The sequence below is a fragment of the Janibacter hoylei PVAS-1 genome (assembly GCF_004025845.1).
GTDB classification, from domain to species: domain Bacteria; phylum Actinomycetota; class Actinomycetes; order Actinomycetales; family Dermatophilaceae; genus Janibacter; species Janibacter hoylei.
Genome location: NZ_PIPF01000001.1, coordinates 39,910 through 64,510 on the forward strand (window position 1 = coordinate 39,910; position 24,601 = coordinate 64,510).

Consider the following 24,601-nt stretch of genomic DNA (forward strand, 5'->3'; position numbering starts at 1 on the left):
ACAGCCCGGCGCCCGTAGGCAGCCCTGTGCCCAGCGGCCTTGTGCGTTCGTCCAGTCGATGAGACCACCCGGCGACGAGCTAGGCCCTTAACCCCAGGACTCGCGTATGCGCGAGGTGCCTTGTAACTCTGGCTCCAGCGTCAACACCTACGGCCGAGCTCACCACTGTGCGGAACCCCGTAGCAGTGAGCATCCGCCGTCTTGCGCTGACGTCGATGACCACGCGCCGATCCTCGCAGCACAGGGCCGCCGGCGGTGGGACGCTCGCCTCTAGACGCTCGTCCAGTCGATCCGCCCACCCCGGCGACGAAGTGGGCGCGGCAGGTCCTCACGGGGCACGCGGGCGGCCTGCTCGAGGTCGACCTCGGCGGGGTCGAGGACGTACTCGTCGGGGCCTCCGGCGCCGGCCACTGGCACGACGGCCAGGACGGCCGACGCGGGCACGTCGAGGGTCCACACGGGCGCCTCGGGGTGACGCTCGAAGCCGTCCGGGCGGAATCGGGCGTAGGTGCGCGCGATCCGGGCGTCGTCGGTCCATGAGCACCCGATGGGGTCGGGTCCGCCGCGGTAGAGCGTCCACGCCCGATCCGGGGGCATGTGGGGCCGGGCCTTGCCGTGGACGCTGGGGCCGCCCACCCTCCGCCGCAGGGCTCGCAGGGCGTCGAGGACGGCCTCGGCTCCTCCGGCCGTCGAGCCGGTCGGGGCGTCGTTGGCGTTCAGGACGAGATCCCGCAGGTGCCATGCAGACCGGGCGCCGCTGTAGTCGTCGGCCTCGGCGAGCAGGGCGGCGGCGTAGGTGGTGACCTCGTCGGGGTCGAGCTGCTGCTCGGGACCGGCGTAGAGCCCTGCCCCTCGGGCCTCCCAGCGGTCTTCGGGGGTGGTGGGCCTACGCACCATCGGCCTCGCCCGGAATGACCCACGTACCCGGCTGCCGGCCACCTGCCCCGATCCGTGGCGGGCCCGGGAGGTGCTCGAGCAGGCCCTCGGTGACGAGGCTGCGCAGGACGGTGCCGGCGTACTTCACCGAGGCCGGCCCGTCGTCACCGAGCAGGGCCCGGGCGGCCTCGGCGGCGGTGATGCCGCCCTCCCGCGCGAGGTCGACGAGCTCCTCGGGCTCGACGAGCTGCGCCGGGGCGTCGCGGCGCCACGCAGTCGTAGAGCGGAAGGCCAGGTCTCCGCGTCGGTCCTGCGCGAGGTGCCCGTCGTCCAGGACGAGGCCGCCGGCCACTCCGCTGAGATGCGCGCGGCGTCCGTCGGCGAGGCACTCGGTCGCGACCGGGCAGGACGCGCAGGTCGTGACGAGGTCGCGGGCGTCACGCTGGCGCGAGACCGCCACGAAGGCGAGCCGGCGCTCGGCAGGCTCGTCGGCGCAGGCAGCTCGGGTCATCCATGCGGTGTCCGGGTCGCGGTGCGGCCGCTCCGGGCGGTGCGGCAGCTCGAGCGCCTCCTCGATCCTGCGGCGGCGCGCGCTGAGGGCCTGCGAGCGTGAGGTCGCGTCCTCGAGGACCGCCTCGGCGCTCATCGCTGGGCCTCCCACGGCAAGAGCTGGCCGGCGAGGGCGGCGTCCCGCCATGCCAGCACCTCGAGAGCCGTCGTGTCGAGCGGTGCATCGTCGGTCGGCCTCTGGTCGAGGACGAGCTCGTCGTCGAGGGTCTGCGCGGGACGGTGGAGGGCCTCCTCCCGGCGTCGGGCGAAGGCGAGGCGGTTTGCCTCCTCGTCCCCGAGGAGATCGCGCTCGCGGGAGGTCACCCAGTCATCGGCCCAAGGGCTCAGAGGTGCGGCGTCGGCGGGCCGCTGGCGCCGCTTCATGCGAGGCCCCGGATTCCATAGCTGCCACGAGCCGCGCCGCGACGCTGGGGCCTGTTGAGCTCGCCACCCTCGGTCAGGCCCGACGGGAGACGCAGGCTCGCGAGCAACTTGGCGTGCGCTGCGCCCTGCATCCGCTGCTCGACGAGGAGAGGGTGGCTCACCTCATCGCCCTTGTGGTTCGTGACCGTCAGCGGCACGCGGGTGAGCTCGAGGGCGATGTCCTCGAGCCGGTCCGCGGTCCTCGCGGCGGCACGCAGGAGGCTGAGCTCGTGCTGGTCCAGGTCGAGATCCTCGAGAATCGACCACCAGAGTGCGAGGCCTTCCTCGCGGAGGTCGTCAGGCGGCTGCGGCAGGCCGTCGTGCGGGTCGTGTGCGGGCATTTCAGGGCCTTTCGGTGGGTGGGATGGTCTGGGGCTTGTAGTGGCCTCTGAGGGCCTCGGGATGGGTGTTGAGAATGATTCTCATTTAGGGTGTTCTAGGGGTCATCGGCCGTTGCGTGTTATGCGACCCGGACGAGGTGTTTCTCGCCTAGGGGGGTCACCCCCCCACCCCGTAGCGGGGGCGCGTAGTCGGTGGGTCGTGCCGGTCGTCGTCGTGCGCGAGGTCGGCCGGGGCGCAGGGCGAGCGGGGGGCGGCCTGGTCTCGGGGCGAGCAGGGCTCGAGGTGCCCCCCACCCTGCCCTCGTGCCTCGTGCCTCGTGCTCGCGGTGCCTCGTGCTCGTGCGCCCGTGGTGCCTCGTGCTCGCGGTGCCTCGTGCGCCCGCGGTGCCTCGTGCTCGTGCGCCCGTGGTGCCTCGTGCTCGCGGTGCCTCGCGCTCGCGGTGCCTCGTGCTCGTACGCCCGAGGCGCCCCACCCCGCCGGGCTGGCGTGGAAGGCCAGCCCGGCGAAGGGGGAGCAGGTGCGCGAGGTCATGGCTCAGCGGTACTGGGCCTGCTCGGCGGCGTTCTCGAGGACGTGGGTCGGGATTCCGCGGGTGTACTGCGTGTGCCGGTACTCCTCTGACTTCTCGATGCGGGCCAGCTCCACCGTGGCCGCCGTGATTCCGCCCACAGCAAGCTGGGCCTGCTTGTGGATGTAGGCGCGCTCGCGCAGGGAGGGGGTGATCGCAGGCTCCGCCGGGTCCGCGGCGATCGCGGCCAGCTGGCGGACCTCGGCCTCGAGCGCGTCCAGCTCCTCGAGGCGCACCGCCGTCGGAAGGGACCGAGGACGAAGGCCACGCTCCTCACCGGCGGCGTAGGTCAGCGTGGTGACTCCGGCGCGCAGGGCGACGACTGCGGCCCGCAGGTCCGCGACCCGGGCGACGATCGCCTCGGCCTGCTGCGGGACTGCCTTCTCGAGCCCGGCGAGCCGCTCGCCCGCGGTCTCGAGCACGACGTCGTCGTAGGCCTTGCGCAGGTCGAGCGCGTGACGAAGGGCCTTGCCGGCGACGGCCTCCGCGTGAGCACGAGCATCGGCCACGGACGGCAGGACCGTGGGGTTCTCGCCCGGGTCGGCCAGGGCGGCGGCCCGCTCGTCGGCCGCCCGGCGCATGGCGGCGGGCACATCGCCGACCGCGGCGCGGGCCTCGTCCGCGGCGGCGACGAAGTCGGACCACGCCGTCGCTGCGGCCTTCGTCTCGCCGAGCGTGGCGTCGTCAGGGCGACGCCGAGCCTCGTGCACAAGGTGGCTGAGATTGGAGATGCCCGGGGCCATGACGTACTGCGAGGGCGACGACGAGCCGCGGCGGGCGCTGGGCTCGAGGCGGGGCGAGTCCTTGGCCGGCTTGTCCATGAACGTCGCAGGGTCGTAACGGGTTGGGCCGTTGCCCCTCTCCATGCCGCTCGTCATCCGAGCGCCGTCGGTGCGGGCGCGCTCCATCGCGTTCGGGGCCGTCTGCTGCTGCTCGCCCGCGGCGAGGATCTCGTCGGCCAGGGTCTCGAGGTCGGCGTTGTGATCGGTCATTGTCAGTTCTCCTTGTTGGTGGCGACGACGTCGCCGGGGGTGTGGTTGATCTCGCTCACGATGAGCGCGAGGAGCTCGGAGGGGTCGCCCTCGGCGGCCTGCTGAATCGCCTCGAGCAGGGGGCCTGCCAGTGCGGCGGGGACGACCCAACGGCCGTGCTCGTCGGTGGATCCGATGAGGCGCCGAGCGAGCGTCACCGCGGGGACGACGAGGACGGCATCGGCGACCGAGACGAGGTAGTGCGGTGCGGCTGCGCGAAGGGCGTGCACAGTGCCGCGGGGCGAGTGCGCGACGATCGAGTCGGCGACGTCGGCACCGCGGTAGTCGTCGACGTAGACCGCGCTGGGCTCGCTCATGCCGGCATCTCCTCGGCGACCTCGAGGCGGGCCGGCACGAGGTTGTTCCGGTCGACAAGGAAATACGTCTGCCCGAGGGTCGAGGGGCAGTGCGAAACCCTCGACCCCAGGTCGGGGACCGCACCGGCGGGGCCGATGCCGTGCAGGTGGCGACGGGCGCGGCCGTTCTTCTTCGGGCGCCCGGTCGGCGTCAGCTCGACGCATCCGAACGGGCAGGTGACCTCGACGCGCGCGGCGCGCTGATGGGGCGTGGGCGGGTAGTAGGCGACGACGACGGCCTCGTCGGTGGAGGTGGTGGTCATGGGTGCTGCTCCTTGGTCGGTGGTGCTCGGTGTGTGGTTGCGCGGTCGTCTCCCGGTCCTCGTCATCGGGCGAAGGGGGCGGGCCTCGGGCGGTTGTCGCGGTGCTCATCGGGTCACCTGCTCGGCGAGGGCGAGGCAGCGGCGGCGCGAGGCGGCACGCTCGTCGCGGCGGCCGGCGGCGTAGGCGCGTCGGGCCTGCCAGCTCCGCAGGATCCGAGTCATGACCCCTCCGCCCAGCGCTCGACGATCCCGCGCGCCCTGGACTCCTCGAGGAGCTGCGCCGCGAGCTCCTCGTCGCGGGCGTCTTCGGCGTCGCCGGGGGCCAGAACGCGGGCCGCGCGCCACCCCTCGACGACAAAGTCGGCGAAGGGGCGCACGACCCCATCCAGCGGGTCGAGGTAGGCCGCGACGACCTCACGCTCGGTATCGCCCGCATCCATGTCGACCTCGAGCGTGTCGGCGAGGCCGACCACCGGCGCGGACTCGAAGGTGACGACGCCGGTCTCGTCAATCGCCGCCGCGCGGATGCAAAAGCCGGGCGCGCAGGCAGTCACCGCGGTGACGATGTGGGCGGTGCTCATACGTCCTCACCGCCGATCTCGGTGCGGGCATCGTGCCCGTAGACGTTGACGACGCACACGGGGCCGATACCGGCGCGCACGCTCGTCGCGTTGGTCAGGAGCCGGCCACACACCATGCAATGACCCCACGTACGACCGTGGTGCGATGCGCCCACGGCGTCGAGGCGGGTCGCCTCGGTGGTGCGCTCGACGAGGCCGGGCTCGTGCGGGCCGTAGCGGCGCGAGGTCTCGTCCCACCGCTCGGCGTAGCGCTCACCATCCGCGGTGCGGCGGATGCGGGCGACCGTCCCGTCGACGAGGTGGACCTCCTCGACCGGGTCGCGGCGCCGGTCGACGTCGAGGTGGTCCTCGAGGGCGAGCCGGGTCGCGACCGGCCTCGCCGACAGGGGCGCAGGCGGCGCGACCTCGGGGCGAGGCTTCACCCCCTTCGGCGGGTGAGCCGCGAGGAGGTCGAGCTCCTCGTCCTCCGTGAGGTGGGCCGCGAGCCGCTTGGCCGGCACCCCTCGGCGCCCGAGGAGCTCGAGCAGCTCCGGCGTGGCGTCGTGAGCCAGCGTGCCGCGAAACGAGGTGGCGTGCATCGTCAGGCCCCCCTGCCGTAGCACGAGAGGCAGGCGAGGCCGGCGGCCTCGCGGGATGCCTCGAGCCGGCCACCGCAGCCCGGGCAGGGGCTGTCTGCGAGCGGGATCTCGGTTCCGGCGGTTCCGGCGCTATCGGACGTTCCGGCGGTTCGGGCAGGGGGTGCCTGAACCTCCGGGATCGCCACCGTCGGGCGGGAGTTGAGGGCCCGTGCAGCACGCTCGAACTGGGACCGGCGGTATCCGCGGGGGCTGTTCTTGTCGGCGGAGTCCTCGACGGTGGAGCGGATGTTGTAGCTGCTGACGAGCATCCGCCCCAGACGCTGAACCGTCAGTGCCTTGCCGTAGTCGGACGACTCTCCCCAGACCTCGGGGTGCTCCCGCACGAGCGCGTCGCGCATGTCGGTCGTCTTCCAGAACGGGCTGAACGTCGGCCAGTCCTGCAAGATGTGCCGCAGGACGAGGAGCGAGGGCCGCTCGGCGGCGAGGCCTGCCTCGCGGTCCTGCTGGACACGAGCGACGTCCTCGGCCGCGCACTCGAGCATGGTGGCCAGCCACCGGGGGCCGGCGGCCTGCGCTACCCGGGCCAGCGGCTGCCACTTCTCCCTGAGGCGAGAGGTGCAGCCCTGGGGCATGTCAGGGCGAGGGCGCACCTCGTCGTGGACGTGCAGGGCCCAGCGGGCCAGCCGCGCGCCCAACATCGAAGCCTCGGCGTCCTTCTCCTCCCAGTCGCTCTCCTCGACCACCCCGAGGTGGTCGGGCAGGAGCACCACACGGATGATGCGAGAGCGGGTGTCGTCGGGCAGGGCCGGCTGGTTGCCAGCCATCGCCACCGGGGCGAAGGTGGGCAGCTCCTTCGCCTCCCATCCACCGCCCTTGACCGGGATGAGGGTCGGCCGCGTCGCGCCCGCCTTGTACCCAGAGTTGAGGACTGCCAACAGGTCGCCGGCTCCCTCCTTCTTGGGGTCGAGGGTGCGGTCGACCTCGTCGAACAGGAGCGTCCTCGGCTCGTGCTCGACGAGTCGAGCGAGGAGAGCCGGCGAGGAGATCGACGAGGCAAGCACCGCACTGAACGAGAGGCGCTGCAAGTGCTCGAGAACAGTCGTCTTCCCGGACTCGGGCACCGGGGAGTCGATCTGGAGACGCGGCGTCGTGTGCAGCCGCTCGGCCACGTGAGTGTGGGCGGCCCACGTCGTCAGGATGTCGAGGTCGTGGTCGTCGTTGACGCTGATGTGACGAGCGAGGAAGGCCCGCACCTCGTCGAGCAGGTGCTCGCCGTCCTCGATCACGTCGGCGGGGAGCTCGATCCCACGGTGGAGGGTGCCCCCCCCATCTGAACCGCCGGAACCTCCGATTCCGTCGGAACCGCCGGAAGCCTGCCCACTCTGCTCCCCTCCAGCTGAACCGCCGGAACCTCCGACAGTGCCGGAACCGCCGGAAGTCAGCTGCTCCTTGGCTCGCTCCTCGTCGACGATCTCGGCCCATGTCGGCGGCAGCTTGGGCCCGCGCTCGGCCGCGTACTCACGGCTGGCGTCCAGCTTGCGACGGGCCATGCGGGCCTCGGCGCTGTTGGCGCCGAAGCGGTCGACGAAGGCCGCGACGTACTCCTCGGCGTGCTGAGGTGGCAGGCCCAGAGCCTCGCGCGTGGCGTCGAGCCGCAGGGCCCGCGCCGCCACGTAGGCGAGCATCCCCTCGCCGCCCACACCGCCCGTTTCCCACGTCCCGCTGACGGGGCCCAGGGCGATCGTTGCGTCCTCCTCGGCGGTAGCCAGCCGGCGGGCGTCGTCGGCGAAGTCGACGCGCGCCAGCCACACCCGCGCACGCTCGCGAGCTCCCTCGGGGGCCTCGGTGATCGTCGAGGTGTCCACGGTCGGCAGGGCCTCGCCGCGGGCCGTCGTGGCGCGGTGGGCGAGCACCCAGTCGACGAGCCGCTCGGCGCTGTCCTCGTCGCCGCCGTCGGCCAGCGCGGCGAGGTTGTTGCTCACGATCTCGTATCCGCGACCGTCGTAGGTGGGGCGCGTCGTGCCCGGGAGGAAGGCGTTACGCCCGGCGGCGAGGATCTCGACCCCCGGGTGCCCGGTCAGGCCCTCACGGTCCTTGCTGGCTCCGACCGAGGGCAGGTCAGGGTGGCCGGCGACATGGAAATGCCGTCCACCCGACGGGGTCGCGATCTCCGCGTAAGTCGTCACCCCGAGCTGCGCGAGCAGGGCCCGCGTGTCCTCGACACTCCCGCCGTTCTTCGTGTCGACGTCGACGACGGCGACCTTTCCACCGAGGATGCCGAGCAGCGCGCCGCCGCGGGCAGCGTGGGCGGCCCGGGCGGCGGCATTGCCGTCGACGGTGCTGTCCTGCCAGCCGGTCGGGCGGTGGAACTCCTGCTCGTCATCTCCGACCACCGCGTGGGCGATCGGCACGGCGAGCTCGGTCAGGTCGTCGAGGAACTCGTCGACCTCGGCGTCGAGGGCTGGGCGGCTAAACTGGGAACGGTTATCGGTTGTGGTGCTTGCGGCCCGGTCCCTGATGTCGGCAGGGGCCGGGTCGGCTGCGTTCTGGCTCAAGGGATTTCGTCCTCTCGCTCGAGCCGATCGGTCGTCTCGTTCCCGCGTCTCAGCGGGCCGCCCGGCGAGGGGGTGGGGTGGCTGCGGTGGATCGGCCCGCAGCGATTGGGGGGTGACGTCAGGACTGGGTCTGGGCGCTCGCCTGCTCGGCGAGCCAGCGGTCCAGGTCTGACCGCCGGCACACGATGCGCCGGCCCAGCTTGATGAAGGCGGGGCCTCGGTTGTTGGCGCGCCAGTAGCGCAAAGTCGCGACGGGCGTGCGCAGCACGACCGCCACCTCGTCGAGCGTCAGCAGGTCGCTCATCTCAGCTCATCTCCTTGAAGTTCTCTGGTCCATTCACACGGTTTTCGTGTTGGCCAGAAACTAGCACGCGAAAATCGTGTACTGTCCAGAGCGTGATTTCAGATGAGCAGATCGGCGCCCGGGTCCGGGCGCTGCGAGGTTCCCGGCCGCAGGCGACGGTGGCCACGTCTATGGCCTTGCTGGGCGGGTGGAAGACGTGGCGGCAGCAGACAGTGGCGCAGATCGAGCGCGGCGACCGCTCGTTGAAGCTGGCAGAGGCGGTCACGCTGACGCAGATCCTGGGCTGCGACCTCGACGCCCTTGTGACCGAGGAGGACTGACGCATGGCCAGCATTTCGAAGCTGCCGTCGGGGAAGTGGCGGGCCCGGTATCGCGACGCGACGGGCAAGCAGCACGCCAGCCACCACGCCCGGAAGGCAGACGCCCAGCGCTGGCTGGATGAGGTCACGGCGTCGATGGTCACGGGTGCGTACGTCGCACCCAAGGCCGGGAACGTGACGTTCCGCGCGTACGCGGAAGACTGGCGAGCCAGTCAGCCCTACCGGCCGTCGACCGCGGAGGTCGTGCGCGTCGCTTTGGTGAACCGCGTGTATCCGCTCGTGGGCGACGTCCCGCTCGCCGCTTTCACGCCCGACACCGTGCAACGGATGGTGAAGTCCCTTGCAGAGACCTACGCGCCTTCCACCGTGGAAGTGACCTACTCCTACGTGTCCACCGTCTTCAAGGCCGCGGTGGCATCACGCAGGATCGCCTCGACACCGTGCGTCGGGATCAAGCTCCCTGAGCGCGTGCCGACCAAGGTCACGCCGATGAGCGTCGAGCAGGTCTTTGCGATCGCCGACGAGATGCCAAACCGATGGGCCGCGATGGTGCTGCTCGCCGCCGGTACCGGCATGCGGCAGGGCGAGGTCTTCGGATTGACCACTGACCGGGTGAGGTTCCTCGAGCGGCGACTCGTCGTCGACCGGCAGCTCGTCGGCGTCGAGGACGGGCGGCCCGTCTTCGGCCCACCGAAGACACCGACGAGCAACCGCGAGATCCCGCTCCCTCAGGTCGTCGCCGACGCGCTGGCCGCTCACCTCGAAGCGTTCCCTGCCGGGGAGTCCGGTCTGATCTTCACGACGGCGAAGGGCGAGCCGCTGCGGAAGTCGTCGGTGTGGTCAGCGTGGAAGCGGGCCACGGCTGCCGCAGGTGTCGAGGGTGAGGGATTCCACGCCCTGCGCCACCACTACGCGTCTCTGCTCATCCGGCACGGGGAGTCCGTGAAGGTCGTGCAGGAGCGTCTGGGCCACAAGTCGGCGCAGGAGACGCTCGACACGTACTCGCACCTGTGGCCCGACTCCGACTCGAGGACTCGCGAGGCTGTCGACTCCCTGCTCGTGCGTCCTGAGGACTCGTTGAGGACTCAGGGCCGCTGAGGCAGCCCGAACCCCCGGAAAATCAAGGGTGTGGGGATGAGTCGGCCTGTAAGCCGGGTTCTGTCCCCCGACGCGGTTGCCCGTGCCGGGGTGACGGCCATCCATCTCGGGTCGCCGTTGCCGACGACCTCCAGCGTCCTACCCGTGTGCTCGGGCGGGCAGCCCTCGGACGCACACTGTCTGGACTTGCTCCGGGTGGGGTTTACCGAGCCGATCCGGTCACCCGGATCGCTGGTGGTCTCTTGCACCACCGTTTCACCCTTACCGCGACGACCGAGGTCGCCGTGGCGGTCTGCTTTCTGTGGCACTGTCCCGCGGGTCACCCCGGGTGGCTGTTGGCCACCACCCTGCCCTGTGGAGCCCGGACTTTCCTCGACACCGCCGAAGCGGTGACGCAGCCGTCCGGCCGACTCATCCGCCGAGCAGTCTACGGGGCGCCGCAGGTCAGCCCAGCCACCCCGCACCCTCGGCGACGAGGACCAGCCCGAAGATCGCGAAGGCGGCGGCCGCTCCGTACTGGATGACCTTCTCGGGCAGCTTGCGCCCGAGCAGGGCGCCGACCCCGATGGCGAGCGCGTCGGCAGCGACCATGCCCACGGTCGAGCCGATCCAGGTGCCGAACCAGTCCTCCCGGACCGCGAGGGTGATCGTCGCGAGCATCGTCTTGTCGCCGAGCTCGGCGAGGAAGAAGGCCAGGCCGACGGCCAGCAGCGCCGACCCCTTCGCCTTGCGCGCCTTCTGCGCCTCCTCGTCGGTCAGCTCGTCGCCGCGCAGGGTCCACGCGGCGAAGCCGAGGAAGGCGATACCGGCCGCGATGGCGATCGGCCCCTGGTAGCGCTCGAAGCTCGCGCCGATGAAGTAGCCGATGCCGACGGAGGCCAGGTGCACGATCGCCGTCGCGGCGGTGATGCCGAGGATGACGTCGCGTGCGCGGTAGCGGGTGGCGAAGGTCATCGCCATGAGCTGGCTCTTGTCGCCGAGCTCGGCGACGAAGATGACCACGGTGCTGAGCACCAGTGCAGAGAACATGAAAAAAACTCCTCGTCCGCCCGGACGAGGAGTCGTGGTGCGACGAGCCTCGACCGGGATCGTCCCATGACAAACCGGTCGAAAGTCTCGTCCGCCAGCAGTGCTGGCCCGATGCGCCGGAGCCGGGGCCGAGGCCTCAGGCTCAGTGTGTCGACACACCTGTTGGGGACTACTCCCTTTCGCTGCCGCCACCCTACCCGATCCCGGCATCGCGCCGGCGCACGGTCGGGGTGGCGGTCAGGCCACCTCGAAGTCGACCCGTCCCTCGTCGAGCGAGACGCCGGTCAGGCGCACGGTGACCTCGGCGCCGAGCTCGGCTGCTCCCTTCGCCCGCGCCAGCACCGGCGGGTCGACGAGCTGCACCTCGAGGGCACCCCCGTCGTCCTTGCCCTCGGGCACGTCCACGACGACGGCCGCAAACTCCTCGCCCACCCGGTCGGCGAGGGAGGCGGCCTCGACGGCGTCGGTCGTCGCCCGCTCCACGCCCCCAGCGCGACGGTCGGAGGTCTCCATGAGCTCGGGTAGCGACGGCAGCGCCTCGCGGACCCAGGCCGGCACCTCGGTCCCGGCACTCACCGCCGCGCACAGCGCCAGACCGAAGCGGTCGACCAGACGGCGCAGCGGTGCCGTCACGTGGGCGTAGGGCGCGGCGATGGCGGCCTGCTCGACGAGCTCGGGCAGCTCCCCGTCGAAGGCGGTGTAGCCGGCCCCGCGGAAGAGGACCGTCGACTCGTGGATCAGCGCGAGGTGCTTGGGGTCGGTGCCGTCCAGGGAGCGCAGGAAGGTGCCGTGGTCGGTCCCCTCCGCCCACTCAACGCCGAGGGCGCGGGCCACCCGGCGCAGCTGACCGACGGCGCGCTCGTCGGGCTCGGGCATCGTGCGCAGGATGCCGACCTTGGCCTCGAGCATCATCTCGGCGGCGACGATGCCGGTGAGGAGCGAGATCTGGGCATTCCAGTCCTCGGCCGGCACGAGCGGGCGCAGGTGCAGGCGGAAGCCGCCCTCGACCTCCTCGACCTGCTGGTCGGGCATCGGGAGGTAGGCCCCACCGCGCTCCTGCTCGAGCGCGATGCGCTTGTCCCCGATCTCCCGGAGCAGCAGCAGCCGCTCGTCGTCGGTGCCGCCGTCGACCGCCTCCTGGACGGCGGTGTACTCGAGGCGCTCGACGCTGCGCACGAGCGCCGGGTAGACCTCGGCGGCCGTGTGCTCACCGCGGGCGTCGAGGCGGATGTCCCACACGTAGGCCGGGCGCACTTCGTCGGGCAGCAGGCTCGCCGCGCCCTCGCTGAGCACCGGCGGGTGCAGCGGAGTGCGCTCGTCGGGTGCGTAGATCGTCTGCCCGCGGCGACGGGCCTCCTCGTCGATGGCCCCGCCCGGCTCGACGAAGGACTCCAGGTGCGCGATCGCGTACCGCACGCGGTAGCCCTCACCGTCGCGCTCCAGGTGCATGGCCTGGTCGAGGTCCATCGACCCGGGCGGGTCGATGGTGACGAAGGGGAGGTCGCTCTCGTCACGCTCGGGCCGGGAGAGCGGCTGCGCCGCCACCCGCTCCGCCTCCGCGACGACCTCCGCCGGGAACTCGCCGGGCACCTCGAGCTCGGCGCGGATCGCGTCGAAGCGCGGGGTCAGCCCCGCGGCGGCGACGACCTCCCCCACCTCGGGGTCGCTCGGACGGAGGGTCACGGTGCGCTGCGAAGCCATGCTCGCCACCCTAGATGCCCCTGGACGCCGACGCCCGCAGTCGGCTCTCGTATCGTCTGGGGGTGCTCGTGCTGCTGCCCCCGTCGGAGTCCAAGGCCGGCCGCTCCCGCGGCAAGGCGCTGGACCTCCCTTCGCTCTCCCACCCGGACCTCACCGACCACCGCCGGATGGTCCTCGACGCGCTCGCCGAGGTGAGCGGCCGGCCCGACGCCCACGAGGTCCTCGGGGTCAGCCCCAACCTCGTCGAGGAGGTCGCGCGCAACACGCGCCTCACCACCGCACCTGCTCCCCCGGCAGCCGAGGTCTACACCGGCGTGCTCTACGACGCCCTCGGCCTCGGCGACCTCACCCCCGGGCAGCGACGGCGGGCCAACCGGTGGCTCGTCGTCGTCTCCGCGCTCTTCGGCGCGGTCCACCCCACCGACCGTATCCCGCCCTACCGCCTGTCGATGGCGGTCAACCTCCCGGGTGTCGGCCCGCTCGCCGCCCACTGGCGCGAAGCGCTCGACACCGAGCTGACCACGGCCGCGGGCACCGGCCTCGTCGTCGACTGCCGCTCGAGCACCTACGTCGCCGCGTGGACGCCGAGCGGCGACGTGGCGCGCCGGTGGGTGCAGATCCGGGTGCCCGGCGCCACCCACATGGCCAAGCACACCCGTGGCCTGGTGGCGCGCCACCTCCTCGGCGTCGACCGCGAGCCACGTACCCCCGCGTCCCTGGCCCGGGCGCTCGAGCCCGGCTTCGACGTGACCCTGCACGAGCCGGCCGGACCCGGCCGGCCCTGGGTCCTCGACACGACCGCCCGGTGACCTGGCCGGAGGTCGTGGCGGTCCTCTCCCGGACTTTGCCCGTCATGGCCTTCCTCGTGGCCATCACCGTCGTCGCGGAGGTGGCCGACCTCGCCGGAGTCTTCGACGTCGCGGGCCACGCCACGGCACGGCTCGCGGGTCACCGCACGGTCGTCCTGTGGCTGCTGATCAGCGGGCTCGCCGTGCTCGTCACGGTCTTCCTCGGTCTGGACACGACCGCCGTGCTGCTCACACCGGTCGCGCTCACGGTCGCCCGCCAGGTCGGGGTGGGGGCGGCCCCCTTCGCCGTGACGACCCTCTTCCTGGCCAACACCGCATCCCTCTTCCTGCCCGTGTCCAACCTGACCAACCTGCTGGCAGTGCAGCACCTGGAGCGGCTGGGCGGGGCGCACGCCGACTTCGTCCGGCTGGCGCTCGCCCCGGGCGCGGCCGCCGTGGTCGGGACCCTGCTCGTCGTCGGCCTCGTGCACCGGCGCGACCTGCGGGGCCGCTACACCGTGGCGCCCCCGGATGCTCCGCACGACCGCGTCCTGCTGCGGCTGGCCGCCGGCACCTGTCTGGCGATCGGGCCGCTCTTCGCCCTCGGCGTGGAGCCCTGGCTCGTGGCCGGCGCCGCGGCGCTCGTCCTCGTGACCGCAGTGAGGCTGCGGGCCCCCTTCCTCGTGCAGCGGGTGCGCCCGCCGTGGGCCATGGCCGTGGTCGTCGGTGTGCTCTTCGTCGCCGTCCAGGCACTGCTCGACGCCGGCGCCGGCACGGCGCTGCGCGACCTGGCCGGAGCGGGCGAGGGCCTCGGCGACCTCGCCCGGGTCGCCGGTCTCGGCGCCCTGGCGGCCAATGCGCTCAACAACCTGCCGGGCTACTTGGCGCTCGAGTCCGCGGCGGGCACGAGCCCCACCCGGCTCATGGCGCTCCTGGTGGGGACCAATGTGGCCCCGATCGTCACCCCGTGGGGCTCGCTCGCCACGCTCCTGTGGCTCCACCGGGTGCGCGCCGCAGGCGTGCGCATCGGCGCCGGCGCCCTGGCGGCCCAGGGCCTCGCAGTTGCCCTCGTCGCGGGCGGCGCGGCGCTCCTCGTACTCGCGCGCTGATGGTTGTGTGTTGACGTGGTAGCCCAGCCTGCCGGCAAGCCCCCACCAGGCGCTGTCGGCGCACAGGACTACCAGTTCCACCCACAACCATGGCCAGAGGGCCGGACCTGGTCGCCCGCTCGAGGGGTCAGCCGAGCGCGCGACGCAGGTCCGCGACGAGGTCCTCCGCGGCCTCGAGGCCGACGGAGATCCGCAGGGTCGTGTCGGTGATGCCGATCGCAGCCCGGGCCTCCTCCCCCATCCGACGGTGGGTCGTCGTCGCCGGGTGGGTGATGAGCGATTTGGAGTCACCGAGGTTGTTGGAGATGTCGACGAGCCGGAGGGCATTCATCACCGCGAAGGCCTGCTCCTTGCGACCCCGGACGTCGAAGGTCACGACGGTGCCGCCCCCGGTCATCTGGCGCCGGGCGAGCTCGTGCTGCGGGTGGTCCTCGAGCCACGGGTGGATGACCCGGTCGACGCCGGCGTGCTCCTGCAGGGCCCTGGCGATGGCCAGCGCCGACTCGGCCATGCGGCGCACCCGCAGGTCCATCGTCTCCAGCCCCTTGAGCAGCACCCAGGCGTTGAAGGGTGAGAGCGAGGGGCCGGTGTGGCGGATGAGGTTTTGCACCGGGCCGTCGATGTAGTCCCGGGGTCCGAGGATCGCGCCACCGAGGACGCGCCCCTGGCCGTCGATGTGCTTGGTCGCCGAGTACACGACGATGTCGGCACCGTGCTCGAGGGGCCGGGAGAAGACGGGCGTGCCGAAGACGTTGTCCACGACGACCTGTGCGCCTGCGGCGTGCGCGAGCTCGCTCACCGCCGCGATGTCGACGAGCTCCTGCATCGGGTTGCTCGGGGTCTCGAAGAAGACCGCGGTCGTCGGCTCCGACAGCGCCTCGCGCCACTGGTCGAGGTCGTGCCCGTCGACGAGCACGGTCTCGACGCCCCAGCGCGGGAGGATCTCGTCGACGATGACGAAGCAGCTGCCGAAGAGCCCGCGGGAGGAGACGAGCCGGTCACCCTGCCCGACAAGGGCGGCGAGCGCGGTGAAGACCGCCGACATCCCGGAGGACGTGGCGTAGGCCGCCTCGGCGCCCTCGAGCACGCGCAGCCGCTCCTCGAGCATCGCGACGGTCGGGTTGCCGTAGCGGGAGTAGACGAACTTGTCGACGCCGTCGCTGAAGGCCGCCTCGGCCTCCTCGGCGCTGCCGTAGACGAAGCCGGAGGTGAGGAAGAGCGCCTCGGAGGTCTCGTCGAAGGTCGTGCGGGCCTGGCCGCCGCGCACGGCGAGGGTCTGCGGGGAGAGCCCCTCGGGGGCGAGGTAGGGCCGCGGGTTGCCGGGGCCGAAGGGAGTACCGCTCACCCCTGCCTCCACGGCAGACCGGCCTGCTTCCAGCCGTTCACCGCACGGTGCCCGTGGGCGTCGACGTCGCCCTCGAAGCCCTCGAGCACGTTGACGGTGCGGCTGTAGCCGGCGGCGCCGGCGGCCGTCTGGGCCGCGACAGAGCGCGCCCCCGAGCGGCACAGGAAGAGCACGGTCGTCTCCTCGGTGGGGACGACGGCGCGCAGCTCGTCGAGGAAGGCCGGGTTGGGGGCACCGTCGGGGAAGCTCGTCCACTCGATCGGGACGACCCGCTTGCCCAGCGAGGTCAGGTCGGGCAGCCCGACGAAGGTCCACTCCGCCCGGGTGCGCACGTCGACGAGGATTGCCTCCGGGTCGCTGGCGAGGTGGTCCCACGCCTCCTGGGGCGTGAGCTGTGCTGCTGGCTGACTCATGACCTCAGGCTAATGAGCGGGCTGGCGGCCACCGCCGTCGGGTCACGACCCGAGACGTGCCCTCAGTGCCCGAGGGAGATGCCGCGGCTGACGAGCCACGCGGTGACGAGGAAGCGGGCCAGGCACCCGATGGTGGTCACCGCGAAGAAGAGCACCATGTTGACCCGCTTGATGCCTGCCGCGACCGTGACGACCGCGAGCGGCGGGAAGCCGATGCCGGAGGAGGCGAGCATGACGAGCGGACCGAGCCGGGGCCGGTCGAGCACGTCGATCATCGCCTTGCTCCATCGGGCGAAGCGGGCCCGCACCGGGCCAGTGGGTCGGCGGTCCTCCGCCGCCTCGCGGGCCTCCTTGGCCTCCCGCCGACGGGTGTATGCCTCGGCTCCCTTTTCGGCGACGAAGAAGTGGCTCATCTTGCCGACGACGAGACCACCGGTCATGGCGCACACGTGCACGACCCAGGCGTCCGGGAAGATCACGGGCGCGGCGAGCGCGTAGATCTCGGCGTTGAGCGGCGGGAAGAAGGCCGAGAGCAGCCCGAAGAGGACCGCCCCCACGAGACCGGTCGCGATGAGCCAGTCGGGCACGTTGGTCATGTCGACTCCTCAGGTGCGGTTGGTGAAGGCGACGACGGCCTCACCACCCGGCCAGGCCTCGATCGCCGTGAGCGAGCCCGGGCTGCCGGCGAGGCGCCAGAGCCGGTCGTGCGGCAACCCGAGGACGTGGGCGAGGACGACGAGGATCGGCTTGCGGTGGGCTGCGACGACGACCGTCCCGCCCTCGGCGACGAGTGCCTCCCAGGCGGTCAGGACGCGTGCAGCCATCTGCGTGTGGGACTCGCCGCCGGGACGTGCGTAGTCGGGGTCGTCGCGCAGGGCACGGAAGTCGTCACCGTGCTCGCGCACGAGGTCGGCGATGGCCAGGCCGTCCCAGTCGCCGAAGGACTGCTCGTCCCAGGCGGCGTCGGCGAAGGGGGTGACCCCCAGCCGGTCGGCGATGGCGGCGCCCGTCTGCCGCGCCCGGGCGAGGTCGGAGGTGACCACCCGGGCGTCGGCCTCGCCGACGAGCTCGGCCACGAGCTCGGCCGCCCGCGCGGCCTGCTCGCGCCCCGTCGCGCTGAGGTCGGGGTCCACACCACCGCGGCCGTCGATGCGCACCTGCTCGGTGAGCTCGGTGACGCCGTGCCGTACGAGGACCACCCGGGTCGGCTCCCCACGCCCGGGCCGCGGGCGCACCGGCTCCTGCTCGCCGTCGCGCGAGGGCGCGAGGTCGTCACGGGCAGCCTCGCTGCCGTGCCAGTCTTCGACGTGCTCACCGTCCATCCCCCGGTTGGACAGGGCGTCGGCGTCATCGTTGTCGGCCCGCGGGACCCAGACCCACTCGACGGATCCTCCCGCGGCGGTGATCTCGGCGACGACGTCTCGGGCCTGCAGGGCCAGCTCGCGCATGTCGGGGTGCTTGATCCGCCACCGCCCGGCCATCTGCTCGACGACGAGCTTGGAGTCCATGGCGACGACGATCTGGGCGTCGGCGGCGATGGAGCGGGCGGCGGTGAGGCCGGCGATCATCCCGCGGTACTCGGCGACATTGTTGCTCGCGGTGCCCAGTGGCGCGGCGAGCTCGACGAGGCGCTCACCGGTCGCGGTGTCGCGCACGAGGGCGCCGTACCCGGCGATGCCGGGGTTGCCTCTGGACCCGCCGTCCGCCTCGACGCGCAGCCGCCGCATCAGTCGCCGCTGTGGGTGCGCACGAGGATGCGCGAGCACTCCTCGCACCGCACGACCTCGTCGCTCGCCGCCCGGTCGATGGCGGCGAGGTCGACGGGGTTGAGCTCGAGACGGCATCCGCCGCAGCGGCCGTGCTTGAGCTCGGCCGCGGCCAGACCTCCCGAGCCCTCGCGGATCCGCTCGTAGAGGGCGAGCAGCGGGTCGTCGATGCCGCCGGCGATCTCGTGGCGCGGACGGGCCACCTCGACGCGCTCGGCATCGAGCTCGGCCACGGCCGCGTCGCGCTCGGCGGCGAGGCGGTCGACCTCGGCCTGGATCTCGTCGCGCTGGGCCTGCAGCTGCTGCAACCGGGACTCCGCGGTCTCCTGCCGCTCCATGACCTCGATCTCGACGTCCTCGAGCTCGGCCTGACGGCGCCCCAGGGACTCGATCTCGTGCTGCAGCGACGTGAGGTCGCGCGAGGTCATGCCGGTGCCGGCCTCGAGGCGCGCCTGGTCGCGGGCGGCGCGGTCGCGCACCTGCTGCACGTCTGCCTCGGCCCGCGCGACCTCGCGCCGGATGTCGGAGAGGGTGGTCTCGACGCGCACGACGTCGTCGCTCACCTGCTGGAGCCGCTCACCGGCCTCGGCGACCGCGGCGATCTGCGGCACCCGGGACAGCGCGTGGTCGATCTGCTGCAGGCGCGTGTCGAGCGCCTGCAGGTCGAGCAGTCGTGCCTGGACGAAGGGGTCGGCCTTCACTGCGGGTCTCCTTGGAGGGGTCGGGCGCCGACGGTGAAGCTCCACGGGTCGGTGCAGATGGTGCTCACGTGGGTGTCCAAGCCAACCACGTCGTGACCGGCGGCTGCGAGCGCCCCCACGACGCGCTCGAGCATCTCCTCGAGCCACAGCCACTCGGTGGCCCAGTGACCGGCGTCGACGAGGTAGGGGGTGCCGCCGCGCGCGGCGGCCTCCTCCCGGGCCTCGAGCACGGGGTGGTGGCGCAGGTCCGCGGTGACGTAGACGTCCGCCCCGGCGGCGACCGCCGCGTCGACGAGCCCGTCGCCGGCGCCGCCGAGCAGGGCGACGCGGCGCACCGGCGCCTCTGCCGGCCCGGCGACCCGGATGCCCGCCGGGGCCGAAGGGAGTGCCGCCGCCAGTCGCGCAGCGAAGTCCGCGAGGGTCACCGGCTCGTCGAGGTCACCGACCCGTCCCATGGGCCGGTCCTCCTCGGTGCTCAGCGGCTCGGTACTCGCCAGGCCGCACGCGGCGGCGAGCGCGGTGTTGACCCCGGGCTCGGCGACGTCGGCGTTGGTGTGGGCGACGTAGAGCGCGACGTCGCCGACGACGAGGGAGGTGATGGCGGCCCCCTTCGCGCTCGTCGTGGCGACGGAGTGCACGCCGCGCAGGAGGAGGGGGTGGTGGGTGATGAGCAGGTCGGCGCCGGCGTCACGGGCCTGCGCGATGACCTCGAGGGTCGGGTCGACGGCCGCGTGGATGCGCCGCACGGGTTGCTCAGGGTCACCGGTCACCAGGCCGACGCGGTCCCAGGACTGCGCCGAGTCCTGGGGGTAGAGCCCCTCGAGGACCGTCAGCACGTCGCGCAGTCGGATGGAGGTCATGTGGGCCCGGCCGGGCTCGAACCGACGACACCCGCGGTGTAAACGCGGTGCTCTACCAACTGAGCTACAGGCCCCGAGCGCCTACGGCGCCGGGGTCATCATGACAGGCCGCGGCCCGCGTCTCAGACGCGACGCGCGTCCTCGATGAGGTTGATCTCGTAGAGGACGAGGTCGAGGGCGTCGGCGGCGCTGATCGGCGAGAAGAGCTGCGGCGTCTGCTCGGTGACCGTCGACACGAGCGGGCTGAGGACGGTCCACGGCGTCGGGTGGGTGAACTGGACGACGGAGTAGCGGTCGCCCTCCTGCCCCGGCGCGGCGACGACCCGGTGGATGCCGGGCTCGATGACGCCATTGGTCACGACCTCGAGCATGAGGCCGGTGTTGATGATCGCGCCACCCTCGGGGGCGATGGCGTCGATCCACTCGCCGGAGTCCTTCAGGCGCACCTGCAGTCCGGCCGCGGTCGCCCGGGGCAGCGCGGTGATGAGGTTGATGTCGGCGTGCTCGGCCGCCCACACGTGCGGGGCCTCCGGGGCCGACTCCATCGCCGGGTAGTGGATGGCGCGCGAGAGCGTCGGACCGTCGACGAGCATCTTCTCGAAGTAGTCGGGGTGGGCTCCGACACCGGTCGCGATGATCCGCAGGACCCGTCGCTGCAGGTCGGCGACCGAGCGGTGGAAGGCGGTGAGCGTCTCGGTGATGCCCGGCACCGCCGACTCCGGCAGCACCGGGTCGTGGTAGCGGTGCGGGTAGCGCGTGCGCAGCGGGTGCCCGGCCGGGATGGAGGGACCCCAGTTGAGCATCTCCTTCCAGTCCGCGACGTCGGCGGTGGCGGCGGTCTCGACGAGCAGGCCGGTGTAGCCGGTCTGGCCGTGCGTGCCCGGGGCGACGAACTGCTCCTTGACCTCGCGCTCGGCGGTGAAGAACTCCTCGAGCATCCCGTAGGCGCTGTCGATGAGGTCCTCGGAGAGGTCGTGCTTGACGTAGACGAAGCCCGTCTCGAGGGAGGTCATCAGACCGTCGACGACGGCGCGTGCCCGCTCACCGTCCCCGGACTCGAAGGCCAGCAGGTCCACCTCGAGGATGTTGTCGCTCATGACGACCGAGGCTACCCGCCCGAGGGCCCCCGGGAGTCCACGATGCGGGACAGCGCCTCGTGGTAGCCGGTGAAGTCCCGGGCCCGGCCGGCGGGGTTGACGAGCGACCATGCAACCCGCCCGTCGGGGCCGACGAGGAAGGTCCCGCGCTCGGCCTTGCCAGCCTGCTCGTCGAGGACGCCGTAGGCCCGGGCGACCTCGCCGTGCGGCCAGAAGTCCGACAGCAGCGGGAAGAAGTAGCCCTCCCGGTCGGCCCACGCGCGCAGGCTGAACATCGGGTCGCACGAGATCGCCATCGTCGTGACGTCAGGCGACTCGAAGCGCCCGAGGTCGTCGCGGATCTCACCGAGCTCGCCCGTGCAGATGCCCGAGAAGGCGAAGGGGTAGAAGACGAGCAGGACACTGCGTCGGCCCGCGTGCTCGCGCAGCGACACGTCCCTGCCGTTGTGGTCACGCAGGGTGAAGTCGGGGGCGATCTCCCCCACGGCGACGGGCTGACGGCTCATGCCGGCAGTGTGCCGGATCAGGCGACGCCCTTGCGCGCGGCCAGGCGCGTCGCGACCCAGTGCTCGGAGCACATGACATTGCCCGAGGTGTGCAGCCCCGCGGTCGTGGCCGCCTCGTCGACCTCGCTCGGGTCGACCTCCTCCGGCTGGCCGGGGCGCGGCGTGAGCAGGACGATCGAGGACCCCTCGGCGAGGGTGCCCAGGGTGTCGACGAGCGCGTCGGTGAGGTCACCGTCGCCGTCGCGCCACCAGAGGATCACGGCGTCGACGACACCCGTGTAGCTCTCGTCCTCTATGGGGTCGCCGACGACGTCCTCGATCGCGAGGCGCAGGGCCTCGTCGACGTCGTCATCCCAGCCGTACTCCTGGACGATCTGCTCCTTGGTGAAGCCCAACTTGGCCACGGCGTCCCGGGCGATGTCGTCGCCCTGCTCCGTCGACTCCCCCGTCACGACCGTGGTCCCTTCTCCTGCTCGCTGCTGATTCATCCGTCACAGTCCACCGTGTCCGGCCCCGTGACGCAAGCAGGCCCGCCCGATCGGCCCCGTCGTGCTGGGCTCGCGTGCTGCTCGGCGAGGGCTCGCAGCCGCTCGGCACCCGCCCGGTCGAGGTGCTGCACCCGGGGGCTCACCGGCCCGACCGTGCTCACGACCTCGACGCTCGCGAGGTCCAGCCGCTGCGAGATCGGCCCCTGCGTCACGGTCAGCGACTGGATCCGCCTCCAGGGAACGATCTGCAGCGTGTGGTCGAGCCAGCCGGAGCGCGTAAGCAGGGCCCGCTGCCCGGCGAGGTAGCCGATGCGACGTCGGGCGAAGGGGTGGACCCACCGGCTCCGCCCGGGGAGACCGACGAAGCCCTCGGGGGTCCCGGCGACGAGCGAGCCGGCCTCGGCCGTGGTCTGCGGGTCGCCCGTGACGACCTCGAGCAGGCGCAGGACCTCCGTGGTCGTGGCCACGGGCACGAGCACGGTGTCCGTCGACTCCGACGCCGAGCCGATCTCGGCGCCGGCGACGTTGACCTTGAGCGACCACCACCCGGGGCGACGCCACAGCCAGGGCTGCTCGATCGCGACGGCCTGCACCCGGTGCAGGGGCACCGACGAGGTCCGGGTGTCGGTGAGGCCCCGCTGGCTCGTCAGGGTCAGCGGGCCGCGCAGCCCGATCGTCAGACCCCACCAGCGCGTCAGGCGCATGAGTGCCCGGCCCGCCCCGATGACGGCCGCGGGGGCGAGACCACCGATCACCGCACCCAGCCCGAGCACGGACAGCACGAGCGCGACGAGCAGGAGGAGCGCGACGAAGATCGCCTCGCCGCCGAGCAGCACCGAGGCGACGATCCGTGCCGGTGGGACCACGAGCAGGGGCGCCCCCTCCGTCGGCGCGGCGGCGGCGACCGTCCGCTCGGGGTGCGGGGCGCTCCCTTCGTCGGCGGGGACCTCGGAGCCGGACTCGTGGGCCAGCCCGAGCAGGCGCTGCCGCACGGCATCGGCCTCGCCCATCCGCAGGTAGGCGATCGACAGGTGGGAGTCGCCGCCGCCGGCCGACTCGACGCGCACCTCCGACAGCCCGAAGAGCCGGGCGAGCAGCGGACGGACGACGTCGACGGCCTGGATCCGGTCGTAGCGCACCTGACGGTGCTGCCGGAAGATCGCGCCCGTGCGCATCTCGATGCTGTCGCCGCCGATCCGGTACCGCGTGAACCACCAGGACAGCAGACCGATGCCGATGGCGCCGAGTACGACGAGCGCGAGGACGCCGAGCTGGACCAGCCCGACGCCGAAGGCCCCTCCCTCGGCATCCGGCCCGAGCGAACCGGCGACCCGGTCGAACTGCTGCGACAGGACGTAGCCGAGGAAGCCCAGGACGATGAGCCCGCCACGGATGAAGGGCGAGACCGGGTGCACCCGGACGAAGTCAGTGGTCGGGGTCTGGCTCACAGCCCGGCCCGCTGGGCGTCGCCACGAGCGGCCAGCCGCACCCGCAGCTCCTCCGCGACCTCGGCCGGCAGCCCCGGGATGTCCCCGGAGCTGGTCGGCGAGGCCGTGTGCACGGTGATGTCGGCCATCCCCTTCGCTCGCTTGTACGGACCGGAGGACAGGTCGACGTACTGGATCCGCCCGTAGGGGATCGTCACGAGCCTCCGCCAGAGCCGACCCTTGCGGATCGCCAGCTCCTCCGGCAGCTCGGCCCAGGTGATCGCGCGCACCTGCACGCCGACGAGCCACATGAGCCAGGCCCACAGCAGCAGGAGCACCACGGCGCCGGCAGCGACCCAGGTCCACGTGAAGGCCGCCGCGACGGCGCAGGCCACGGCGAGCGGCAGCAGGACCGCCGACGCACTGACCCGTCGCACCTGCACGAGCGCGGGCGAGACGGGGCGCCAGTCCGCGCCGGCGTCACCACGCAGGGGCAGCACGGCCGGGAGCGAAGGGGGCGGGGTCGGCTGGTCGTCCACGGGTCCATGACACCAGACGCCTCCGTAGGCTGACCGGGTGGTCAACGGACGTGGAGGTGCCCGGTGGGACGGATAACGCGACGGCTGCGGGTGCAGCGGCTGGGCCCGTCGGCGGCCTCACGGATCGAGTCGGTCGTCGTCGAGGAGCCGCTGGAGATCCGGGTCGCTGCGCTGCCCGAGCGGGCGCTGGCCGCCGGGGGCGCCCCGAGCGAGCTGCGGCCGCCGTCGCAGACCGTGACGACGACGATGCGTCTGCCGGGTGACGACTTCGACCTCGCGCTCGGCCACCTCGTCGCCGAGGGTCTCGTCGGCGACGGCGCCGACATCGCGACGATGATGCACTGCACCGACGTCGGGCCCGACGGCTCGCCGACCTTCAACGTCGTCGAGGTGACCCTCGCGGCGGGCGTCTCGCTGCGACGACCGGTCACCGAGCGCACCGAGGTCGCGACGAGCGCGTGCGGCGTGTGCGGGTCTGCCTCGGTCGACGACCTGATCGAGACCCTGCCCCACTCCCCCTCCGACGACGACGTGCGCATCGGGCTCGACGTGGTCCACGCGGGCGTGGCGGCGATGCGGGAGCGGCAGAAGGTCTTCGCCGCCACCGGCGGGGTCCACGCGGCCGCGCTGCTCGACCCGGAGGGCACGGTGCTCGTCGTCCGCGAGGACATCGGCCGGCACAACGCCGTCGACAAGGTCATCGGGTGGGCTGCCCGCGAAGGGCGTCTCCCCCTGCGCGGGCACGCCCTCGTCGTCTCGTCCCGGGCCGGCTTCGAGATCGCGCAGAAGGCAGCGGTCGCCGGGGTCCCCGTGCTCGCCTGCGTGTCGGCCGCGACCACCTTGGCCGTCGAGGTCGCCGAGCGCTCCGGCCTGACGCTGCTCGGTTTCGTCCGCGAGGACCGCGCCACCGTCTACGCGCACCCGTGCCGCGTGACGACACCCGGTTTGTGACGCGCGACACGGGCACGAGATAGTGGGTGTGTCCGCC

29 protein-coding genes, 1 tRNA gene and 1 other RNA gene are annotated in these 24,601 nt (G+C 72.6%); 5 read left to right on the plus strand and 26 right to left on the minus strand.

All coding sequences use genetic code 11. From position 1 onward, the window contains the following. Positions 1 to 270: 270 nt before the first annotated feature. From CWN80_RS00200 to CWN80_RS00250, 11 genes are all read right to left on the minus strand, one after another. Positions 271 to 897 (minus strand): hypothetical protein, encoded by a 627-nt coding sequence (locus CWN80_RS00200; protein WP_007928109.1) that lies wholly within the window; start codon positions 895 to 897, stop codon positions 271 to 273. After that, on the minus strand, positions 887 to 1,522 hold the full coding sequence (locus tag CWN80_RS00205) for a WhiB family transcriptional regulator (RefSeq protein WP_007928110.1): 636 nt from the start codon (positions 1,520 to 1,522) through the stop codon (positions 887 to 889). The genes CWN80_RS00200 and CWN80_RS00205 overlap by 11 nt, the downstream gene beginning before the upstream one ends. Beyond that, positions 1,519 to 1,749: a hypothetical protein gene (locus CWN80_RS00210; RefSeq protein ID WP_040881345.1), complete on the minus strand. Its 231-nt coding sequence runs from the start codon at positions 1,747 to 1,749 to the stop codon at positions 1,519 to 1,521. The genes CWN80_RS00205 and CWN80_RS00210 overlap by 4 nt, the downstream gene beginning before the upstream one ends. A gap of 56 nt (positions 1,750 to 1,805) precedes the next feature. Further along, a complete protein-coding gene (locus tag CWN80_RS00215; RefSeq protein ID WP_007928113.1) occupies positions 1,806 to 2,189 on the minus strand; it encodes a hypothetical protein in 384 nt (127 codons plus the stop codon). A gap of 535 nt (positions 2,190 to 2,724) precedes the next feature. Continuing rightward, positions 2,725 to 3,750 (minus strand): hypothetical protein, encoded by a 1,026-nt coding sequence (locus CWN80_RS00220; protein WP_128276707.1) that lies wholly within the window; start codon positions 3,748 to 3,750, stop codon positions 2,725 to 2,727. Positions 3,751 to 3,752: 2 nt separating this feature from the next. After that, positions 3,753 to 4,106, minus strand: a complete 354-nt coding sequence (locus tag CWN80_RS00225) for a hypothetical protein (protein ID WP_128276708.1) — start codon at positions 4,104 to 4,106, stop codon at positions 3,753 to 3,755. Continuing rightward, positions 4,103 to 4,408 carry a hypothetical protein gene (locus CWN80_RS00230; RefSeq protein WP_007928115.1) on the minus strand — a complete coding sequence of 102 codons (306 nt, stop codon included), beginning with the start codon at positions 4,406 to 4,408 and terminating at the stop codon, positions 4,103 to 4,105. The genes CWN80_RS00225 and CWN80_RS00230 overlap by 4 nt, the downstream gene beginning before the upstream one ends. A gap of 218 nt (positions 4,409 to 4,626) precedes the next feature. After that, a complete protein-coding gene (locus CWN80_RS00235; RefSeq protein ID WP_007928116.1) occupies positions 4,627 to 4,989 on the minus strand; it encodes a hypothetical protein in 363 nt (120 codons plus the stop codon). Further along, positions 4,986 to 5,567, minus strand: coding sequence for a DUF6011 domain-containing protein (locus tag CWN80_RS00240; protein WP_007928117.1), 582 nt, complete (start codon positions 5,565 to 5,567; stop codon positions 4,986 to 4,988). The genes CWN80_RS00235 and CWN80_RS00240 overlap by 4 nt, the downstream gene beginning before the upstream one ends. A 2-nt stretch (positions 5,568 to 5,569) precedes the next feature. Then, positions 5,570 to 8,122 (minus strand): DUF3631 domain-containing protein, encoded by a 2,553-nt coding sequence (locus tag CWN80_RS00245; RefSeq protein WP_128276709.1) that lies wholly within the window; start codon positions 8,120 to 8,122, stop codon positions 5,570 to 5,572. 118 nt (positions 8,123 to 8,240) lie between these two features. Beyond that, positions 8,241 to 8,426: a helix-turn-helix domain-containing protein gene (locus CWN80_RS00250; RefSeq protein WP_007928119.1), complete on the minus strand. Its 186-nt coding sequence runs from the start codon at positions 8,424 to 8,426 to the stop codon at positions 8,241 to 8,243. A 92-nt stretch (positions 8,427 to 8,518) separates the two neighbouring features. Here CWN80_RS00250 and CWN80_RS00255 point away from each other — a divergent pair, with 92 nt between their 5' ends. Continuing rightward, the gene (locus tag CWN80_RS00255; protein ID WP_007928121.1) at positions 8,519 to 8,746 is read left to right on the plus strand and encodes a helix-turn-helix domain-containing protein; all 228 of its coding nucleotides are present in this window, start codon (positions 8,519 to 8,521) and stop codon (positions 8,744 to 8,746) included. A 3-nt stretch (positions 8,747 to 8,749) separates the two neighbouring features. Beyond that, positions 8,750 to 9,844 carry a tyrosine-type recombinase/integrase gene (locus CWN80_RS00260; protein ID WP_007928123.1) on the plus strand — a complete coding sequence of 365 codons (1,095 nt, stop codon included), beginning with the start codon at positions 8,750 to 8,752 and terminating at the stop codon, positions 9,842 to 9,844. 33 nt (positions 9,845 to 9,877) lie between these two features. On the opposite strand, the gene rnpB is transcribed toward CWN80_RS00260, so the two are convergent. From rnpB to CWN80_RS00275, 3 genes are all read right to left on the minus strand, one after another. Beyond that, positions 9,878 to 10,258, minus strand: an RNA gene (rnpB, locus tag CWN80_RS00265) — RNase P RNA component class A. 30 nt (positions 10,259 to 10,288) lie between these two features. Beyond that, complete coding sequence (locus CWN80_RS00270) at positions 10,289 to 10,873, minus strand: TMEM165/GDT1 family protein (RefSeq protein ID WP_007928124.1); 585 nt, start codon at positions 10,871 to 10,873, stop codon at positions 10,289 to 10,291. 237 nt (positions 10,874 to 11,110) lie between these two features. After that, positions 11,111 to 12,574: an RNB domain-containing ribonuclease gene (locus CWN80_RS00275; protein ID WP_040881348.1), complete on the minus strand. Its 1,464-nt coding sequence runs from the start codon at positions 12,572 to 12,574 to the stop codon at positions 11,111 to 11,113. Between the two features lie 62 nt (positions 12,575 to 12,636). On the opposite strand from CWN80_RS00275, the gene CWN80_RS00280 reads away from it, so the two are divergent. Next, positions 12,637 to 13,383: a YaaA family protein gene (locus CWN80_RS00280; protein ID WP_007928129.1), complete on the plus strand. Its 747-nt coding sequence runs from the start codon at positions 12,637 to 12,639 to the stop codon at positions 13,381 to 13,383. Beyond that, a complete protein-coding gene (locus tag CWN80_RS00285) occupies positions 13,380 to 14,471 on the plus strand; it encodes an ArsB/NhaD family transporter (protein ID WP_007928131.1) in 1,092 nt (363 codons plus the stop codon). Before CWN80_RS00280 ends, CWN80_RS00285 begins: the two co-directional genes overlap by 4 nt. Before the next feature lie 127 nt (positions 14,472 to 14,598). Here the strand turns inward: CWN80_RS00285 and CWN80_RS00290 are convergent, their stop codons facing one another. The 12 genes from CWN80_RS00290 to CWN80_RS00345 form a co-directional block, all read right to left on the minus strand. After that, positions 14,599 to 15,816, minus strand: a complete 1,218-nt coding sequence (locus CWN80_RS00290; protein ID WP_007928132.1) for an O-succinylhomoserine sulfhydrylase — start codon at positions 15,814 to 15,816, stop codon at positions 14,599 to 14,601. Continuing rightward, on the minus strand, positions 15,813 to 16,229 hold the full coding sequence (locus CWN80_RS00295) for a rhodanese-like domain-containing protein (protein WP_007928134.1): 417 nt from the start codon (positions 16,227 to 16,229) through the stop codon (positions 15,813 to 15,815). Before CWN80_RS00295 ends, CWN80_RS00290 begins: the two co-directional genes overlap by 4 nt. A 62-nt stretch (positions 16,230 to 16,291) precedes the next feature. After that, positions 16,292 to 16,825 (minus strand): hypothetical protein, encoded by a 534-nt coding sequence (locus CWN80_RS00300; protein WP_007928136.1) that lies wholly within the window; start codon positions 16,823 to 16,825, stop codon positions 16,292 to 16,294. A 9-nt stretch (positions 16,826 to 16,834) separates the two neighbouring features. Continuing rightward, complete coding sequence (locus CWN80_RS00305) at positions 16,835 to 17,956, minus strand: bifunctional RNase H/acid phosphatase (RefSeq protein WP_007928137.1); 1,122 nt, start codon at positions 17,954 to 17,956, stop codon at positions 16,835 to 16,837. Continuing rightward, the gene (locus CWN80_RS00310; protein WP_007928138.1) at positions 17,956 to 18,696 is read right to left on the minus strand and encodes a zinc ribbon domain-containing protein; all 741 of its coding nucleotides are present in this window, start codon (positions 18,694 to 18,696) and stop codon (positions 17,956 to 17,958) included. The genes CWN80_RS00305 and CWN80_RS00310 overlap by 1 nt, the downstream gene beginning before the upstream one ends. Next, positions 18,693 to 19,556 (minus strand): Nif3-like dinuclear metal center hexameric protein, encoded by an 864-nt coding sequence (locus CWN80_RS00315; protein WP_128276710.1) that lies wholly within the window; start codon positions 19,554 to 19,556, stop codon positions 18,693 to 18,695. Before CWN80_RS00315 ends, CWN80_RS00310 begins: the two co-directional genes overlap by 4 nt. 1 nt (position 19,557) lies before the next feature. After that, positions 19,558 to 19,630 (minus strand) — tRNA-Val (locus tag CWN80_RS00320). 48 nt (positions 19,631 to 19,678) lie between these two features. Continuing rightward, entirely contained in the window at positions 19,679 to 20,653 is a 975-nt protein-coding gene (locus CWN80_RS00325) for an isopenicillin N synthase family dioxygenase (RefSeq protein ID WP_007929305.1), read from the minus strand. Between the two features lie 11 nt (positions 20,654 to 20,664). Then, entirely contained in the window at positions 20,665 to 21,159 is a 495-nt protein-coding gene (locus tag CWN80_RS00330) for a peroxiredoxin (RefSeq protein WP_040881671.1), read from the minus strand. 17 nt (positions 21,160 to 21,176) lie between these two features. Beyond that, positions 21,177 to 21,647, minus strand: coding sequence for a DUF3052 domain-containing protein (locus CWN80_RS00335; protein WP_128276711.1), 471 nt, complete (start codon positions 21,645 to 21,647; stop codon positions 21,177 to 21,179). Next, positions 21,644 to 23,095 (minus strand): PH domain-containing protein, encoded by a 1,452-nt coding sequence (locus CWN80_RS00340; protein ID WP_007929302.1) that lies wholly within the window; start codon positions 23,093 to 23,095, stop codon positions 21,644 to 21,646. Before CWN80_RS00340 ends, CWN80_RS00335 begins: the two co-directional genes overlap by 4 nt. After that, positions 23,092 to 23,613: a PH domain-containing protein gene (locus CWN80_RS00345; protein WP_128276712.1), complete on the minus strand. Its 522-nt coding sequence runs from the start codon at positions 23,611 to 23,613 to the stop codon at positions 23,092 to 23,094. The genes CWN80_RS00340 and CWN80_RS00345 overlap by 4 nt, the downstream gene beginning before the upstream one ends. A 63-nt stretch (positions 23,614 to 23,676) precedes the next feature. Between CWN80_RS00345 and fdhD the strand changes: the two genes are divergently transcribed. Further along, positions 23,677 to 24,564, plus strand: a complete 888-nt coding sequence (gene fdhD, locus CWN80_RS00350) for a formate dehydrogenase accessory sulfurtransferase FdhD (protein WP_040881669.1) — start codon at positions 23,677 to 23,679, stop codon at positions 24,562 to 24,564. The last annotated feature ends 37 nt before the right edge of the window (positions 24,565 to 24,601 follow it).

Coding starts and splice junctions, on each gene's coding strand:
- CWN80_RS00235 (WP_007928116.1), bottom strand. CDS start 4,989: ATGAGCACCGCCCACATCGTCACCGCGGTGACTGCCTGCGCGCCCGGC.
- CWN80_RS00250 (WP_007928119.1), bottom strand. CDS start 8,426: ATGAGCGACCTGCTGACGCTCGACGAGGTGGCGGTCGTGCTGCGCACG.
- CWN80_RS00315 (WP_128276710.1), bottom strand. CDS start 19,556: ATGACCTCCATCCGACTGCGCGACGTGCTGACGGTCCTCGAGGGGCTC.
- CWN80_RS00300 (WP_007928136.1), bottom strand. CDS start 16,825: ATGACCAACGTGCCCGACTGGCTCATCGCGACCGGTCTCGTGGGGGCG.
- CWN80_RS00260 (WP_007928123.1), top strand. CDS start 8,750: ATGGCCAGCATTTCGAAGCTGCCGTCGGGGAAGTGGCGGGCCCGGTAT.
- CWN80_RS00295 (WP_007928134.1), bottom strand. CDS start 16,229: ATGAGTCAGCCAGCAGCACAGCTCACGCCCCAGGAGGCGTGGGACCAC.
- CWN80_RS00200 (WP_007928109.1), bottom strand. CDS start 897: ATGGTGCGTAGGCCCACCACCCCCGAAGACCGCTGGGAGGCCCGAGGG.
- CWN80_RS00230 (WP_007928115.1), bottom strand. CDS start 4,408: ATGACCACCACCTCCACCGACGAGGCCGTCGTCGTCGCCTACTACCCG.
- CWN80_RS00240 (WP_007928117.1), bottom strand. CDS start 5,567: ATGCACGCCACCTCGTTTCGCGGCACGCTGGCTCACGACGCCACGCCG.
- CWN80_RS00270 (WP_007928124.1), bottom strand. CDS start 10,873: ATGTTCTCTGCACTGGTGCTCAGCACCGTGGTCATCTTCGTCGCCGAG.
- CWN80_RS00305 (WP_007928137.1), bottom strand. CDS start 17,956: ATGCGGCGGCTGCGCGTCGAGGCGGACGGCGGGTCCAGAGGCAACCCC.
- CWN80_RS00220 (WP_128276707.1), bottom strand. CDS start 3,750: ATGACCGATCACAACGCCGACCTCGAGACCCTGGCCGACGAGATCCTC.
- CWN80_RS00215 (WP_007928113.1), bottom strand. CDS start 2,189: ATGCCCGCACACGACCCGCACGACGGCCTGCCGCAGCCGCCTGACGAC.
- CWN80_RS00335 (WP_128276711.1), bottom strand. CDS start 21,647: ATGAATCAGCAGCGAGCAGGAGAAGGGACCACGGTCGTGACGGGGGAG.
- CWN80_RS00205 (WP_007928110.1), bottom strand. CDS start 1,522: ATGAGCGCCGAGGCGGTCCTCGAGGACGCGACCTCACGCTCGCAGGCC.
- CWN80_RS00225 (WP_128276708.1), bottom strand. CDS start 4,106: ATGAGCGAGCCCAGCGCGGTCTACGTCGACGACTACCGCGGTGCCGAC.
- CWN80_RS00275 (WP_040881348.1), bottom strand. CDS start 12,574: ATGGCTTCGCAGCGCACCGTGACCCTCCGTCCGAGCGACCCCGAGGTG.
- CWN80_RS00325 (WP_007929305.1), bottom strand. CDS start 20,653: ATGAGCGACAACATCCTCGAGGTGGACCTGCTGGCCTTCGAGTCCGGG.
- CWN80_RS00330 (WP_040881671.1), bottom strand. CDS start 21,159: ATGAGCCGTCAGCCCGTCGCCGTGGGGGAGATCGCCCCCGACTTCACC.